At 70.4% G+C, this 13,251-nt stretch carries 14 protein-coding genes; all 14 read right to left on the minus strand.

The window, feature by feature from the left end; genetic code table 11:
• Nucleotides 1-10: 10 nt before the first annotated feature.
• Nucleotides 11-574, minus strand: a complete 564-nt coding sequence (locus ABZ420_RS00515) for a hypothetical protein (protein ID WP_357115624.1) — start codon at nucleotides 572-574, stop codon at nucleotides 11-13.
• A 65-nt stretch (nucleotides 575-639) separates the two neighbouring features.
• Nucleotides 640-2,304, minus strand: a complete 1,665-nt coding sequence (locus ABZ420_RS00520; RefSeq protein ID WP_357115627.1) for a peptidoglycan DD-metalloendopeptidase family protein — start codon at nucleotides 2,302-2,304, stop codon at nucleotides 640-642.
• A 37-nt stretch (nucleotides 2,305-2,341) separates the two neighbouring features.
• Nucleotides 2,342-2,650 (minus strand): transposase, encoded by a 309-nt coding sequence (locus ABZ420_RS00525; protein WP_040867646.1) that lies wholly within the window; start codon nucleotides 2,648-2,650, stop codon nucleotides 2,342-2,344.
• Complete coding sequence (locus tag ABZ420_RS00530) at nucleotides 2,647-4,791, minus strand: hypothetical protein (protein ID WP_357115630.1); 2,145 nt, start codon at nucleotides 4,789-4,791, stop codon at nucleotides 2,647-2,649. The genes ABZ420_RS00525 and ABZ420_RS00530 overlap by 4 nt, the downstream gene beginning before the upstream one ends.
• 7 nt (nucleotides 4,792-4,798) lie before the next feature.
• Nucleotides 4,799-6,289 carry an SCO6880 family protein gene (locus tag ABZ420_RS00535; RefSeq protein ID WP_062973526.1) on the minus strand — a complete coding sequence of 497 codons (1,491 nt, stop codon included), beginning with the start codon at nucleotides 6,287-6,289 and terminating at the stop codon, nucleotides 4,799-4,801.
• Entirely contained in the window at nucleotides 6,286-7,758 is a 1,473-nt protein-coding gene (locus ABZ420_RS00540; protein WP_357115633.1) for a hypothetical protein, read from the minus strand. The genes ABZ420_RS00535 and ABZ420_RS00540 overlap by 4 nt, the downstream gene beginning before the upstream one ends.
• The gene (locus ABZ420_RS00545; RefSeq protein WP_357115636.1) at nucleotides 7,752-8,594 is read right to left on the minus strand and encodes a hypothetical protein; all 843 of its coding nucleotides are present in this window, start codon (nucleotides 8,592-8,594) and stop codon (nucleotides 7,752-7,754) included. Before ABZ420_RS00545 ends, ABZ420_RS00540 begins: the two co-directional genes overlap by 7 nt.
• Nucleotides 8,588-9,400 (minus strand): hypothetical protein, encoded by an 813-nt coding sequence (locus ABZ420_RS00550; RefSeq protein ID WP_062977460.1) that lies wholly within the window; start codon nucleotides 9,398-9,400, stop codon nucleotides 8,588-8,590. Before ABZ420_RS00550 ends, ABZ420_RS00545 begins: the two co-directional genes overlap by 7 nt.
• Nucleotides 9,397-10,053: a hypothetical protein gene (locus tag ABZ420_RS00555; RefSeq protein WP_245660150.1), complete on the minus strand. Its 657-nt coding sequence runs from the start codon at nucleotides 10,051-10,053 to the stop codon at nucleotides 9,397-9,399. The genes ABZ420_RS00550 and ABZ420_RS00555 overlap by 4 nt, the downstream gene beginning before the upstream one ends.
• A gap of 31 nt (nucleotides 10,054-10,084) precedes the next feature.
• Nucleotides 10,085-10,360, minus strand: coding sequence for a hypothetical protein (locus ABZ420_RS00560; protein WP_040867663.1), 276 nt, complete (start codon nucleotides 10,358-10,360; stop codon nucleotides 10,085-10,087).
• 7 nt (nucleotides 10,361-10,367) lie between these two features.
• On the minus strand, nucleotides 10,368-10,664 hold the full coding sequence (locus ABZ420_RS00565; protein WP_039799032.1) for a hypothetical protein: 297 nt from the start codon (nucleotides 10,662-10,664) through the stop codon (nucleotides 10,368-10,370).
• Nucleotides 10,665-10,715: 51 nt separating this feature from the next.
• Nucleotides 10,716-11,378, minus strand: a complete 663-nt coding sequence (locus ABZ420_RS00570) for a DUF6668 family protein (RefSeq protein WP_357115641.1) — start codon at nucleotides 11,376-11,378, stop codon at nucleotides 10,716-10,718.
• Nucleotides 11,375-12,253: a hypothetical protein gene (locus ABZ420_RS00575; RefSeq protein ID WP_040867667.1), complete on the minus strand. Its 879-nt coding sequence runs from the start codon at nucleotides 12,251-12,253 to the stop codon at nucleotides 11,375-11,377. Before ABZ420_RS00575 ends, ABZ420_RS00570 begins: the two co-directional genes overlap by 4 nt.
• Nucleotides 12,254-12,268: 15 nt before the next feature.
• Nucleotides 12,269-13,237: a hypothetical protein gene (locus tag ABZ420_RS00580; RefSeq protein ID WP_357115644.1), complete on the minus strand. Its 969-nt coding sequence runs from the start codon at nucleotides 13,235-13,237 to the stop codon at nucleotides 12,269-12,271.
• Nucleotides 13,238-13,251 lie beyond the last annotated feature (14 nt).

Here is a 13,251-nt window from a genome sequence, read left to right on the forward strand (position 1 = left end):
AAGCGGGTGGTCAGCGGAATGCGTCGAGCCGCCAGCCGTCGGGTGTGCGCACGACGGTGGCGATCACCGTCGCGGGCGGCAGCGGCTCCTTGCGTCCGTTCGGATAGACGACGGTCTGCTCGATCCCGATCTTGAACTGCTGGACGTTCGGGTCGCTGAGGGCGGGCGCCTTCTCACCGGACGCGAACGTGAACGCCTCCACGCGTGCCCCCTCCCTCGCCCAATCCGCCCACTGCAGCGTCGACTTCGGCGTCTCCACCGCGGTCGGCGCCGCATCCAGCATACGAATCAGACTGGGGCCGAGAAACTTCCGCGCCCGGCCCAGGGAAGCACCCTCGGTCTCGGTAGCGGGCTGCCAGCTGTAGATCTCCCGCAGCGCCGCGACCGCGACACCGTCGGGCGTCACCGGGTCGGGGGCGGGCACGCCCTCCAGCAACCGGGGCGTGGACGTAGCCGGGTGCGCCGCATCGGATCCCGTGTCCGCGCGGTCCGCACGGCCACAGGCCGCACCCAGCACCGCGACGCTCACCACCAGCATCACCACCAGTTTCGCGCGTGCATTCGCTCTATTCATCCAGGCTAGCCGCACTGCGGGGTGTCGCGGCAGTCCCGCCGCCGCGTGTTCGGACCCGTCACCGCTCACAGCACCCTCCTCGCCCGTCCGTCCCCCGGCACCGCGACTTCCGAAACGCCGCCCGCCGCGCGGGCGTTCGCACCTGGTGCGGACTGGATCATCCGACCGTTGCCGACGTAGATGCCGACCTGCGCAGGCCCGCGGGGACCGAACGAGCTGAACACCAGATCGCCCGGCTGCGCTTTCCGCATCGGCACTTCCGCACCCGCCTCCCACTGCTGTTCGGCTGTGCGCGGCAGTGTCACCGCGCCGGAGGACGCCGCGAACACCGCCGCCGCGGTCAACCCCGGTCCGTCCAGTCCCCCGCCGCTCGGCCCCTGGGGCCCGCCACCGCCCCAGACGTACGGGGTGCCGAGCCACTCGTTCGCGGCCTCGACGATCTGGTCACCGGCCGAACCCTGCCCGGGAGTGAACCGGCCGAGCGAACCCGGCGCTCGGTATTGCGCTTCCATCGTGAGGATGTTGCGCACATACGGCTGGGTCTCGGCGTAATGCGCGGCAACCTGGTTCGGCATGCCGCCGGACGCCAGGACCGCGCCCTCGCCCGCGTTGTAGGCCGCCAGCGTCAGGGCGACGATGTCGCCCTGCACCCTGCCCTCGGCCTGCCACTGCTGGATCTTGTGCGCGATCGCGCACATGTAGCGCCCTTGGCCGATGATCGCGTCACCGTCGTCCCACACACTGGCCACGCCGTTGCCGTCGGCGTCGATCACATACGGCCTGCCGTCGTCGGGATCAACGCTCACCGCGGTGGTCGGCAGGAACTGCGCCAGGCCCTGGGCCCCGGCGGGCGAGGTCGCCCCGCGCCGGAAACCGGACTCCTGCCTGCCCTGCGCGGCCAGCAGCGAGGGCGTGATCTGCGGACAGAGGGAACCCGCACGGCGGTACCAGATCTCCAGTTCTTGCGGCACCTTGCCCGCGGCCAGCGCACCACCGACGGTGCCGAAGCCGAGGCTGCAGCGTGGATCGCTGGAATAGGCGCGCGCACCGCCGACGTCCGGGGTCGGCGCGCCGTCCAGCCAGGGCAACGGGTCGATCTGACGACCGCCGGTGAACCGGCCGCCCGGAACGATCTCGAAATGCAGATGGGGGCCGCTGGATTCACCCGCCGAGCCGACCGCGCCGATGTGCTGCCCCGCGGTCACCGTGTCGCCCGGCCGGACCAGCACGCCGGAGTCCCACATGTGGCCGTAGACCGCCGAGTACGAGCGGCCGTTGGTGTCCACCGAATCGACGACGATCCAGTTGCCGAATCCCGACGCCGGACCAGCGGCGACGACGCGACCGTCGGAGACCGAGAAGATGGGCGTACCGTCCGGCGCGGCCAAGTCGACGCCCTTGTGCGCGCCGCCCCGCGCACCGAAGGTGTCCGAGACGGTGAAGGTGCCGGTGGCCATCGGCAACGTGCGGCGCAGCGGGCCTACCCCCGCGGCGAGCGAGGGCGTGGCGGTCGCGGCCGAGTTGGTCTGTGTCGCACCGGGACCGGTGGTCGCGGCGGCGCGCCGATCGCCCGGCGCATAACCGCCCAGCGGCGGAAGCGCCGACTGCGAACCGAGCACCGAACCGCCCTCGCAGGCGTCGTCCACGGAGGGCATGACGATGACCAGCACGATGGTCATCAGGCCGAGCACCGCGCCCAGCGCCGTCCACAACGCCGTTTTGCCGCTCATCGCCGCACTCCGGCATCGTGCCGCGCGCAGCCCGGGTTCACGTCCGGCGCCGGGCTTCGTTGAGCGTGTCGGCCAACGTGCGGTTCATCTCGGCGGCGGCCGCCAATTGCTGTTGCAGCAGCGCCACTTTGCGCCGCAGCGCGGTCGCGTCCATCCGCTCCAGACCGGGGCCTTCGGCCGCGCGCACCCAGTTCCGCACCGAGTTGGTGTGCACACCGATCTGTTCGGCGACCACGCGGCAGGCCTCCGATTCACTGCGCAGCTTGCCGGTCAGGGCGATGACCTGTTCGACCGCCGCTTGGCGGACCTCCGGCGAAACGCGACGGTAGGACCGGTGCGGCATCATGCGGCACTCCCCGGTGAATCCGTTCCGCGCGAGGTCGACTCGGTGAACTCGCTGAAGCGCTGGTTCGTGTCGTGGATCCCGCTTTCCTTCTCCGACAGCGTGAATTCCATGTGGAACGGGATGCCGGGCCTGCGGTCCTCACCGATCTTCAGCAGGAATTTACCGGTGCCGGGCGGGGACGGCCGCTGCTGTCCCGGTTTGAGCGCCTCACCGGTCAGCGCTTGCGGTGCGGACCATCCGGTCACCATCTCCTCCTCGGCCGATGTGAACGGAACCGTGCTGTCCAGCCGTTTGATCTCCTCGGCGGGAAGCGCGCCGAAGATCTTGGCGCGCGCCCGCTCGAGGAAACCGAGCGCCTTCGCGATGGCGGCTTCCGAGCCGAGCGCTTGCAGGTCCTTGATGGTGTGGCTGATCATGATCAGCGCGGTGGCGATGCCGCGCTGCAATCGGGTGAGCTCGTCGACGCGGTCGACCATGAAGTCGCCGAGGCCGAGCACCTGCCACAGCTCGTCCATCACCACCTGGAAATAGCGCTGCGGGCCTAGCTTCGCGTCGGCGAGCACGTGCGCGGCCTCGACCGAGGCGAACCCGTCGGCCCAGCAGGCCAGCATGACGGCGGCCTTGAGCTTCTTGTCGCCGGTCGGGATGTGCGAGACGTCCATGCACACCGCGACCGCGCTGGTGTCGATCGGCACGGTGGTCTGGCCGTTGAAGACGGCGCCGAACGGCCCCTGGGTGAGCGCGCGTAGAGAGCGGCGCAGCCCCTTGATCGCTTCCATGTACTCCGCGAGGTCGTCGGCCCCCGCGTCCAGCATCAATTCCTCGCCGCCGCCGACGATCACCTCGAGCAGGTTCTCCATGATCGGCGGCTTGTCCGGCGTGTATCCGCTACCGGGCCGGTAGAGGATGCGCAGCGCGGTGGCGATCAGCGTTTCCTCGTAGTCGCGCACCCGGTCGCCGCGCACCAGTTCGACCAGGCCCGCGATCAACGTCACCTGCCGGGCCCGCAGGTCCTGCAACACCTGCAGTTGCAGGGCCGGCAACTCTTCCAGCCGTGGAACGACCGCACCGAGAACGCCCGCCGCCAGCGGGTTGAGCTTGCCGTGCCCGTAACCCAGGTCGATCACCTGGCCGCCGACGAGCTCGACCATCTTGCGGTAGTCCGGTTTCACGTCGGCGAGGATCAACGGGGTGATCCCTTGCGCGATGCCGCCGAGCACGATCCGGCGAACCAGCGAGGATTTGCCGAAACCGTTGAGGCCGAGCACGAACAGGCTGGGCGCGGTGATGAAACTGCCGCGCATGAACCAGTTCATCGGGTCGAAGCACACCGGCGCCCCGGTGTGCAGATGCGAACCGAGGGGCGTGCCGATCAGCGGCGCGCCCGCGCCGACCGACCAGGGCCACAGGCCGGCGACCTGAGCGGTGGTGGCGCGGTACTCGACCGGGCGGCCGACCACGTTCATCCGGCCGCCGCCCGCGCCCGCGTAACCACGGTCGGTGAGTTGCGCTGTGCTGCGGTCGAAACCGTCCTCGATCGTCTGCTCCGCGCGCGCGGCGTAGTTGCGGCGGCGGATGTCGTCGGTGCGGACGCGGAACTGCGCGAACGCCGCCCGCAGGCCACTGCCCTCCCGGGCGATCATCTCCAGCTTGGCGCGGGTGGCGTCATCGAGCAGCGGCGGCCCGGACTGCTTGCGACGATCCGCCTTCGCCTTCGCCCGGCGGGCCGCCTTGTCCGTGTTCGGCGCGCCCATGGCGCGGTCGGCGGTGTAGTCGACCTTCGCGGGCCTGGCCACGCGGCCGTTCCTGGCGCCGTTGCGATCCGGCCGCGCGGCGATGCGCTCGGTGACCGCGTCGCGGGACATGCGCGAGTTCCGCTCGCCGCGAGACCGTTCGGCGTGCGCCCGGTCGGCGCGCGCGCCGTCGGGCCTGCCCGCGCCCGATCGCGCGCGCCGCTCGGCCGCCCGCCGGTCGGACGCGTCCACGCCCGACCGGTCCTCGCCGTTCACCCGCGCCGAATCCCGTGCGGGGCGCCGCCGCTCGGGCCGCTGTCCCCACTCGTCCCGGCCGGATTGCTCGAGCCGCCTGCGGCGTGCGTCCTCGTCCCGTTCCCGTACGGGTGGCTCGTAGTCCCGTGCCATGAATCGCTCACCCCGCCAGTGCCTTCGGAATAGTCGCGTGTTCCGGCAGGATCACTCCGCACCCGAGGGAGGCCGCGAAGGCCGCCGCCTGGTAGCGGTAGCACCGCCGAATCTTCAAGCGCGCCTGGGTCGACAGGTCGCGCGTGATGGCTTCGATGCGCGGCAGGTCACCGCGCAAGGGCTCGGTGATGGTCACCAGCGCCCCGAAGCGGGTCACACCGTGACCCCTGGCCTGCTCTTCACGGGCCTGCTGAGTCGCGCCCACCCGCAGCGTCGCCGCCGCGGACACGACCCCGCGTTCGCTCTGTTGGGCCACCAACGCGTTCTTGAAATCGTCGTCGACGATTTCGGCGGCGTCGGCGGCTGAGTGCGGACGGTACACGATCGCGATACGTTTGCGCGGGACTTCGGGATTCGGCGCGAGCAGCCGCTGCAGCACCCGCTCGTCGACCGCGCCCTCCGGCGCCGCGTCCATCTCCCAGGTGACCGAGCGGCCACCGTCGTGCACCAGGTGATCCCACTTCTCGTCATGGGACACCGGGCCCGCGTCCGCCCAGTCCAGGCCGTGCCCCTCGGGTTCGCCCGCGGCCACTTCCAGGTCGGCCTGCGAAGCGGGGTCGTAACTGCGGCGGATGAAGGAGATCACCTCGTCGGCCGACATCGGCTGGGCGCGGACACCGGCTTCCGCGAGCGCGGCGCAGATGCCGGGCAGGCGACGGCCGATCTCGACGGCCTCCTCCGCCGGGTTCTTGCGGCGCTCGGCGGTGGTGGCCTTGAACGTGATCGCCACCCGCGGCAGCAACTGGACCCGTTCCTGCGGCAGTTCGGTGGCCAGCTCGTACATCACCTGCTGGGCCAGCTCCGGCGCCTCCGGCCTGGTGATCGTGGAAACCTCGGTGAGCAAACGGTTTCCGGTCTCCGGCACGGTGTCGATGACCGGCACCACGGCGACGATGTCGCTGGTCTGGCCCACCGAGGCGAGGAAGGTGCCCCACGCCGAGACCCAGCGGTCGATCACCGGCTGGTCCACCGCCTCGTGGCCTTGCGGCCACGCGCGCAGCACCACCGTGTACTGGGCGAACTGCGGGAGGTGGATCATGCCGAAGCTGTAACCGCCCGCGTCGATGCCCTCGTACAACTTCGACGGCGCCAGCAGTCCGGGCAGGCGGGTGACGCCGCCGGGGATCCGGGAGAAGCGGCCGCCGCGGTACACGTGCTCGCCACGACTGCGCGAGCGCATCCAGTTGAACATCATCAATCCCGTCTCGTAGCCCGAACGACCTCCGGTCCGCCACACCAGCGGGACCATCACGACGACACCGATGCCGCCGACGATCACACCCCACTGGAAGCCGCCGACCATCGCGGTGATCAGCGCAGTGATCACGACCGCGAAGCCGAGCACGGTTTCCTCCCAGCGCAGGCCGAAAAGGCCCGCGCTGCGCGGCTTCTGCCAGAGCCCGTACGAGCGCCGCTCGTAGGTGTCGGTGAGTGTCATCGCGGAATGGTGCTCCTCCCGAGGTCGGGTGAACGGTTCGTCCAGCGGTCGCCCGCGACGTCACCCATGGCTTGGTCGGCCCGGTTCAGCCCGCCGCTCGCGGCGCGCGCCGCGCCGATCCGGCCCGCCGTCCTGGCCGCTCCGGACGCTACCCCGGCCGCGCCCGCGGGTCCGGAGGCGCGCGGAGCCGCGCCACCCTGTGGGCCGCCGCCACGCGGCGGGGTGGTCGGCCGGGGTGCGCCGCCGCCGCGCGGTCCGCCCGCGCCGCCCGGACGCGGGCCGGTCCCGCTGCCGCTCACGTAACCGGCCCTACCGGGAGCCGCGGTGCCCTTGACGCCGACCGCCTTGGTGCCCATGGCGCCCAAGGCCGCCACACCGACCAGGGTGCCGCCCGCCGCGGTGAAACCGGAACCGCCGCTGCCGACGATCGCGACGGCCGGAGTGGCCAGTCGCATGAGCGCGGGCAGCACGAACGCCACGCTGCACAACAGCACGATCGCGACCAGCATGCGCTGGGCCTGCTCACCGTCGGGCAGGCCGCCCGTCGGGGTGAGCGAGTCGACGTGGCCCGCCGTGGTGAACGCGATCATGTAGACGATCGCGGCCACCGGTTTCCACAGCATGAAGGCGATGATCCAGCCGATCAACTTCTGATAGGACTGCTTGCCGATGTTCATCCCGGAGGCCGCCGCCGCCAGCGGCAGCACTCCGGCCGCGATCACCAGCAGGCCCTGCCGCACGATCGCGAGCACGATCTGCGCGAGCGCGCCGAGCAGGCCGACAATCGCGATGATCAGCACGAGGCCCGGCGAAAACGCTTGTAGCTTACTGGTTTTCACCATCAGCTCGGCGAGGTCCTTGGCATTGCCGTTGGTCGAGTCGTCGATGATCCACTCCGCGAAGCGGTCCGACGCCTGCGTGCCCGCGACGATCACCGCGCCGAGCATCCAGGAGCTGAATATGACGCGGGTGAACATCCGGAACGACTCGGCCGCCTCGTTCATCGCTGCCCCGCGTCTGGCTTCGGCCAATCGCGCCCCGGAGAGGATCACCGACGCTATCAACAGCAGGATCTGCGCTTGATAGGTGTAGTCGTTGATCTTGGTGAACAGCGAACCGGAGTCGCTGGCCGCCTCGTTGGGCACCTTCATCCAGAAGGTCAACGCCAGGATGATGGCCTCACCGAGACCGTTCATCAGCGAATCGACCACCTTGCCGAAGGTGGAATCCCAGGCCTTGTCCTTCACCGCCGTCGCCGCCTGGTCGGGATGCGAGGCGGCATTACCCGCCTTGCAGGCGGCGGACGCGGCGTCGCCGAGGGAAATACCGGGCAGGCCGACGTTGTCGAGCGTGTCGTGAATCTCGTTGCACGTCTCGTCGAAACCGTAGGTCTGGCCGTAGGCCACGGTCGGCGTCGCGATCATCACCGTGAAGATGACCGCGAGTATCGTGACTAGGCGCCTCACCATTGTGTCCACCCCTCGATGCTCAGCAGGGACTCGATCTGCACTCGCTCGTCGCCTGTCACCGTGGTGAGCTTCCAATCTCCGTCTCGCCACCGGACCGCCAGGCGCATGCCCACCCATGTTGGTTGGCCATCAACTGTTTCTCGAGCCTTTCTCGCAAACTGCACTTTCGCGAAATCATCTGCATAGCTTTCGATTCGGAACGCATCCGAAGCGAACAACAGGGGCCTCAGCTTGTCTGGCAGGCGGTCGGACACCTTGCCCTCGGAGACCAGCCGGTCGTACTCGGCCAAGTACTGCGGCGTCACGTCGACCAGCCGGGTGAGCAGGGCGCGATCCTTGGGATTGGCGTTGGTTCGCCAGTAGATCTGCTCGGCGGCCAGCGCGGCGCCCTGCGGCGTGTGCGCGAATCCCAACGCGGCGGAGCCGTCGATCCGGGAGGGGCCGTCGGAGGCGGAGAACCGTACGACCGGACCACCGAACAGGCGCTGCCACACGCCCTCGCCGTTCGCGGGCGTCGGCGCGGCCGCGGTCCATCCGGGCGTGCCCGGTTGCTGCCGCTGATCCGGATACTGTGGCAGGACGACACCGGTCGCGCGGACGGGGACGTCTACGCGACGGCCGAACAGGTCGGTCTCCGGGTTGCCGAATGCCGCGGTCGCGGGGCCGGGATCAGGATTGCTTTCCGAGGACGTGCCGGGCGCCGCGCCGCGCTCGTCGGCGGAGGCGTTGTCCCGCAGGGCGGTGACCGTCAGGGCAGCTGCCAGCGCGACGCTGATCACTGCGCCCGCGCCCATCAGCGCCAAGGGCATCCGGCCGGAACCGCGCCGGCTCACCACTGCGTCCACCCCGTCAGCGACTCGAGATACTCCATCTGCGTGTTGTTGGTGGTCGACGGCTTCAGGCGCCAGTCGCCCGCGTCCCACACCATCACCAGGCGGGTGGCCACCCACAGCCGTTTGCCGTCCACCACCGGTCCCCTGGTGGCCAGCCGGACGATGGCGAGATCGTCGGCGTAGTCGTCCACTTTGAACGCGTCCGAGGCGACGAAGTAGCGGGTCACCTTCTCCGGCTGCTGCTCGGGCAGGCGGTCGTCGGCCAGCGCCTTGTCGTAGGCGGCGATCTGCTGGGCGGAGACGCGGACCTGGCGCACGTACAGGTCGCGGTCGGCGGGACGGGCATTGAGCCGGTAGGTGATCTGCGCCGCGGCCAGTACCGCGCCCTGCGGGGTGTGCGCGTACCCGACGGCCAGGTCGTCCTCGATCCGCGTCGGCCCGTCGGAGGTGGAGAACGGGACGGAGGCGCCGTATACCCGCTGCCAGCCGTGCGGTTCGGCGGTGCCCTGCGGCGCCGCGGTCAGCCAATCCGGGTCGGTGGGCTTGCGCTGCCGGGAGGGATCCTGCGGAAGTGGTTGTCCGGCAGGGTTGTTCGGGATATCCACGCGCCTGCCGAGGATGTCCACCTCGGGGCTCGCGAAGCCGGTGCCGCCGGAACCCTCGGTGACGGCGGGGGCACCGCCGGCCTGCTCCTCGTCGCGGCTGACGAAGACGAAGATGCCGACCACCACGATGAGCGCCAGCACGGCGGCGGAGGCGACGATGCCGAAGGAGACACGGTCGCGCGCGTACGACTCCCTGTCGCTCACGTCGGTGCCTCCACTTTCACGATGTCGGTAGGTACTGCGTCGATCGGATCGATGGGTCTGGCGGTCGAATCCGGATCGGGCAGCCGTAATCTCCAGTCCTCGCCGAACCACTCGACGGCCGTGTGGTGCACCGCCTTCGATCGGTCGGAGTACTCGGTGTACACGTCGACGGTGGAGTGCCGGTCGGTGTAACCGGTGATCTTGTAGCCCAGCAAACGGGGTGCGAACTCCGGGGCCGCCGGGCCCGTGATCGACAGCTGCACCCGGTTGATCGCCCACTCGTCCTTGGCCGCGCCCGGAACGACCTCTCCGGCAGCCACTTTCGCCCATTGTGTGTCGGCGGCTACCGCCAGCCGCACCGAATGGGTCAGCGCGGCGATGGCCGCGCCGCGCGGCGAGTGCTCGAAGCCGGTCGCCGCGCCGTCGGCCGTCGATCGCGGCCCTTGGCCGGTGTGCGGCAGCGGCACGCCTTGGAACGGCTGCCACCGCACATCGGTGGGTGCGGCCGAGAGGTCCGGCCCCGCCGGGTCTGCGTTACCGCCGCAGCCGACCGCCGCGAACAGCAGCGCGGCGCCCACGACGCCGGCCGCGGGGCGGCGGATGTCGCGCCGCCACGCCGCGGAATCCGCCGGCCGCAGTACTGTCGAAGTCATTCCCGCGTCGTCCCCGTCCCGCTCCGGCGGCTCACGCGGGCAGGAACGCCAGGGCGATCCCCGACGCCGTGCTCGCCACCACAGCACCCAGCAGGCTCATCAGCACGCCGTGCGAGGCGTCGTTCATGGCCAGATCGCTGCGGAAGGTCAGCCACAGCTTCCCCGCGGACACGATCATCCAGGCGAGGCAGACCAGAAGGACGAACCACAGCAGCCAGTTCAGCAGCTGCATCAGCGGTGCCAGGACGTCGGCGGGCATCTGCTTGTAGGCCAGCAACTCGGCCGCGGGCATGCGCACGGTACTCATCGCGACCTCAGGTCCCGATGACGGCGTTCATGATGGTGCCCGCGCTGGTGGCGACCACGCCGCCGATCATCGCGCCCGCCACCATCTTCGGCGACTCGAGACCACCGCCGGTCCACTTCTCCCAGGCGAACTTGCCACCCGCGTAGACGATCCCGCAGATTCCGGACAACAGCACGAACCAGGTGAGATACCGCACCAGCTGCAGGATCTTCTCCGAGCCCGGCGGCGCCTCCGGCGTCGGATTACCGACTTGCGCGAGGACGGTGCCGTACGTGTCCTGCACGGCGAGGAGGAGCGTGCTCATCGGATGCCTTTCTCGAATAGTGGGTGGTTGTCGCCGTTTCGATGCGGACGATCACTCATCGGGCGGCTTGCGGAGATCCGGTGACCGGCGGTCGTAGCTCGCCTCCTCCAGTGCCGTCCGAGCGGCCGCCACGATGTCGGCGCCGAGCTCCCGGACATCGAGCGGGACTTCCTCCAGCAGATCGAGCTTGCGTTTCCTGGATGGCATCGGATCACCGGGCGACCACACCGGCAGCTGCTCCGGTTCGACCAGCGTCCACTCCTCGTACCACGGCACCTGCCACACCTGTCCGGCCAGGGAGCCGACCACGTCGCGGTAGCGCCGGATCTCGGGAGCCATCCGGCCGGGCCGCGCGGCGACGGTGATCAGGCCGAGCACGTCGGAGGGACCGGCGAAACCCGAAAGATGTTGGCGCAGAAGGTCGTGCGCACGGGACAGACCGGCGATGGTCTCTCTGGCGACGAGGACGACGAACGGACTTTCGCGGTCGAAGACGCCGGGCCAGCGGCGGCCCGAATCCGCCGCGGGCGCAAGCACATGCGCGAGGGTACTGGCTCCGGCGCCCCCGTGCACACCCAGCAGCCAGACCAGCGGCGCACGGCCGACACCCGGTACGGGGCGGTCCCAGATGGCGGCACGGCGGGACTCCGGCGGGGCGATCACACCGGCGGGAGCGGGGTCGGGCTGACGCGGAAAAATCATGGCGGCGGTCATGATGCCACCCCTGCGAGCAAGCGCCCATATGCCCGGCGCGTCTCGGCGGCCAGCGAGGCGTGCCGCACGAGCTCGCCCCGGGCCAGGTGCGGATCGTAGGGAATCTCCTTGATATCGCGGACCCAGCCGGACAAGTGCTCGCGCAAATGTTCGGCTACCCGGGAGTCGTCGCCGGGGTACTGGTGGGAGACGACGATCGTCGTGTCGCCGACGACCCCGCCGCCGTGCCCTTCCCCGGTATCGCCGAACTGGTCGTCGAGCCATTCCAGCGCGACCCGCAGGCGGTTGGCCGCATCCGTGCGCGCCGGAATGGCAAGCACCAGAGCCACATCCGCGTCATCGAGCAGGGGAAGCAGTTGCCGGGCGGCAATCGGATGTCCCCCGTCGTAGACAGCGGTGTATCCGGCGTCGCGCACGGCACGGGCAACCGTGAGATAGGTCGCACGCCTGCGCAGCGGCGCGGCGTCGCGCCAGAGCAGGCCGATGCCCGACGTCGCGCGCGACAGGCATTCCTTCAGCGGGGCGGGTTCGTCGTCACCGCGTCCGTACAACCAGGATTGCAGGCTGATCGGGTGCAGATGCTCGTCCGCGCCGCGCAGCGCGAGATCGCTGCCCGCCGTGGTGGCGTCCACCGCGACCGTCGGGGTACCGCCCGTGCCGAGTTCGCCCGCCAAGCCCAACGCCGTCGTGGTGGTGCCCGCACCACCGCACCCCCCGACCACCAGGATCGGCCGCTGCGCCGGATGATCCGCCTCGGAGCCGTCGTCCTTGCCGCGCCGCAACCGCACCACCGGAGCCTTGGAACGCACCGGCCGACTCGGCGCCGCGCCCTCCCCGGGCGCTTCGTCGAGCCAGCGGCTCCAGTCCTCTCCCATCGCTTCTGCTCTCCTTTATCCGGCCGCGATACCCGTGATCAGGGTGCGGCCGTCGATCACCGCGGTGGTGACCGTCTGCCTGTTGTACGTGGCGGGCGCGCCGCCGGGCCGGTATTCGGTGACCTCCACCGAGTACCGGTTGTCACCGACCGTCACGATCCGCACGCAATGTGTCGTGCCCGCCGGGACGGAGTCGATGCCCCGCTGGATGACCCAGGCGGGCTGGACGTCGGCATCCGGAGCGACGGCCGCGCGGGCTCGCTCCCCGGAGCGTTCCACGTAGTACGCGTACTGGAACGACAGCACGACCTCAGGCCCGGAGCTCGTGCCGCCCGCCTCCGCGCTGCGCACGATCGCGTCACTGCGCTCGGTCGGGCAGGCGCCGGAACCCACCGCGCGCGGATTGCCGACCGCCTGGGCGCCGCCGACGGTGAGCTGCACCGACGCGGACACATGCGAGTCCCTCGGCAGCGCGGCGCGATCGGCGGCAGCGCGCAGCAGGAGCAGCACACCCACGGCCGCGACGGCGATGATCAGCACCGCCGCGATCACGATGAGCAACAGCCGTGCCCGGCGCACGGCGGGGTGGTCGCGGGCGGCCTTCCGCAGCGCACGCGGCACCGCGGGACGCGGCTGCTCGACCGGCTCGTGCTCGTCGTCGTCGGCCCACGGGAACGGCACGGGATCGACCGGCCGGGGCGCGACGTAGTCGTCGTCCGGACCGGGCGCGTGGCCGGTCACCACCCAGTCCGACCACCCGCCGGTGAACTCGCTGCGCTGGGCGGGCAGGTCCGGGGGGACCTCCTCGGGCTTGCGCGGCCACGGCTCGGCATCGTCGCGGATGTAGTCCGGGAAGCGCGCGGGCCCCTCGTCGTCCGCGGGGATGATGACATTCGCCTCATCGGGCTTGTCTTTCTCCGGTGCACCGGTCTCCGGCTCCAATGCGCCGTACCAGCGGGAAAGCTGTTTGTACGACTTCAACATTCCCCCATTCCCGC

Origin of the sequence: Nocardia sp. NPDC005745 (genome assembly GCF_040630775.1) — a bacterium.
GTDB lineage: Bacteria > Actinomycetota > Actinomycetes > Mycobacteriales > Mycobacteriaceae > Nocardia.

Excerpts from the sequence above, each read along its gene's own strand:
- ABZ420_RS00515 (WP_357115624.1), bottom strand. The coding sequence starts at position 574 with ATGAATAGAGCGAATGCACGCGCGAAACTGGTGGTGATGCTGGTGGTG.
- ABZ420_RS00520 (WP_357115627.1), bottom strand. The coding sequence starts at position 2,304 with ATGAGCGGCAAAACGGCGTTGTGGACGGCGCTGGGCGCGGTGCTCGGC.
- ABZ420_RS00525 (WP_040867646.1), bottom strand. The coding sequence starts at position 2,650 with ATGATGCCGCACCGGTCCTACCGTCGCGTTTCGCCGGAGGTCCGCCAA.
- ABZ420_RS00530 (WP_357115630.1), bottom strand. The coding sequence starts at position 4,791 with ATGGCACGGGACTACGAGCCACCCGTACGGGAACGGGACGAGGACGCA.
- ABZ420_RS00535 (WP_062973526.1), bottom strand. The coding sequence starts at position 6,289 with ATGACACTCACCGACACCTACGAGCGGCGCTCGTACGGGCTCTGGCAG.
- ABZ420_RS00540 (WP_357115633.1), bottom strand. The coding sequence starts at position 7,758 with ATGGTGAGGCGCCTAGTCACGATACTCGCGGTCATCTTCACGGTGATG.
- ABZ420_RS00555 (WP_245660150.1), bottom strand. The coding sequence starts at position 10,053 with ATGACTTCGACAGTACTGCGGCCGGCGGATTCCGCGGCGTGGCGGCGC.
- ABZ420_RS00560 (WP_040867663.1), bottom strand. The coding sequence starts at position 10,360 with ATGAGTACCGTGCGCATGCCCGCGGCCGAGTTGCTGGCCTACAAGCAG.
- ABZ420_RS00565 (WP_039799032.1), bottom strand. The coding sequence starts at position 10,664 with ATGAGCACGCTCCTCCTCGCCGTGCAGGACACGTACGGCACCGTCCTC.
- ABZ420_RS00570 (WP_357115641.1), bottom strand. The coding sequence starts at position 11,378 with ATGACCGCCGCCATGATTTTTCCGCGTCAGCCCGACCCCGCTCCCGCC.
- ABZ420_RS00575 (WP_040867667.1), bottom strand. The coding sequence starts at position 12,253 with ATGGGAGAGGACTGGAGCCGCTGGCTCGACGAAGCGCCCGGGGAGGGC.
- ABZ420_RS00580 (WP_357115644.1), bottom strand. The coding sequence starts at position 13,237 with ATGTTGAAGTCGTACAAACAGCTTTCCCGCTGGTACGGCGCATTGGAG.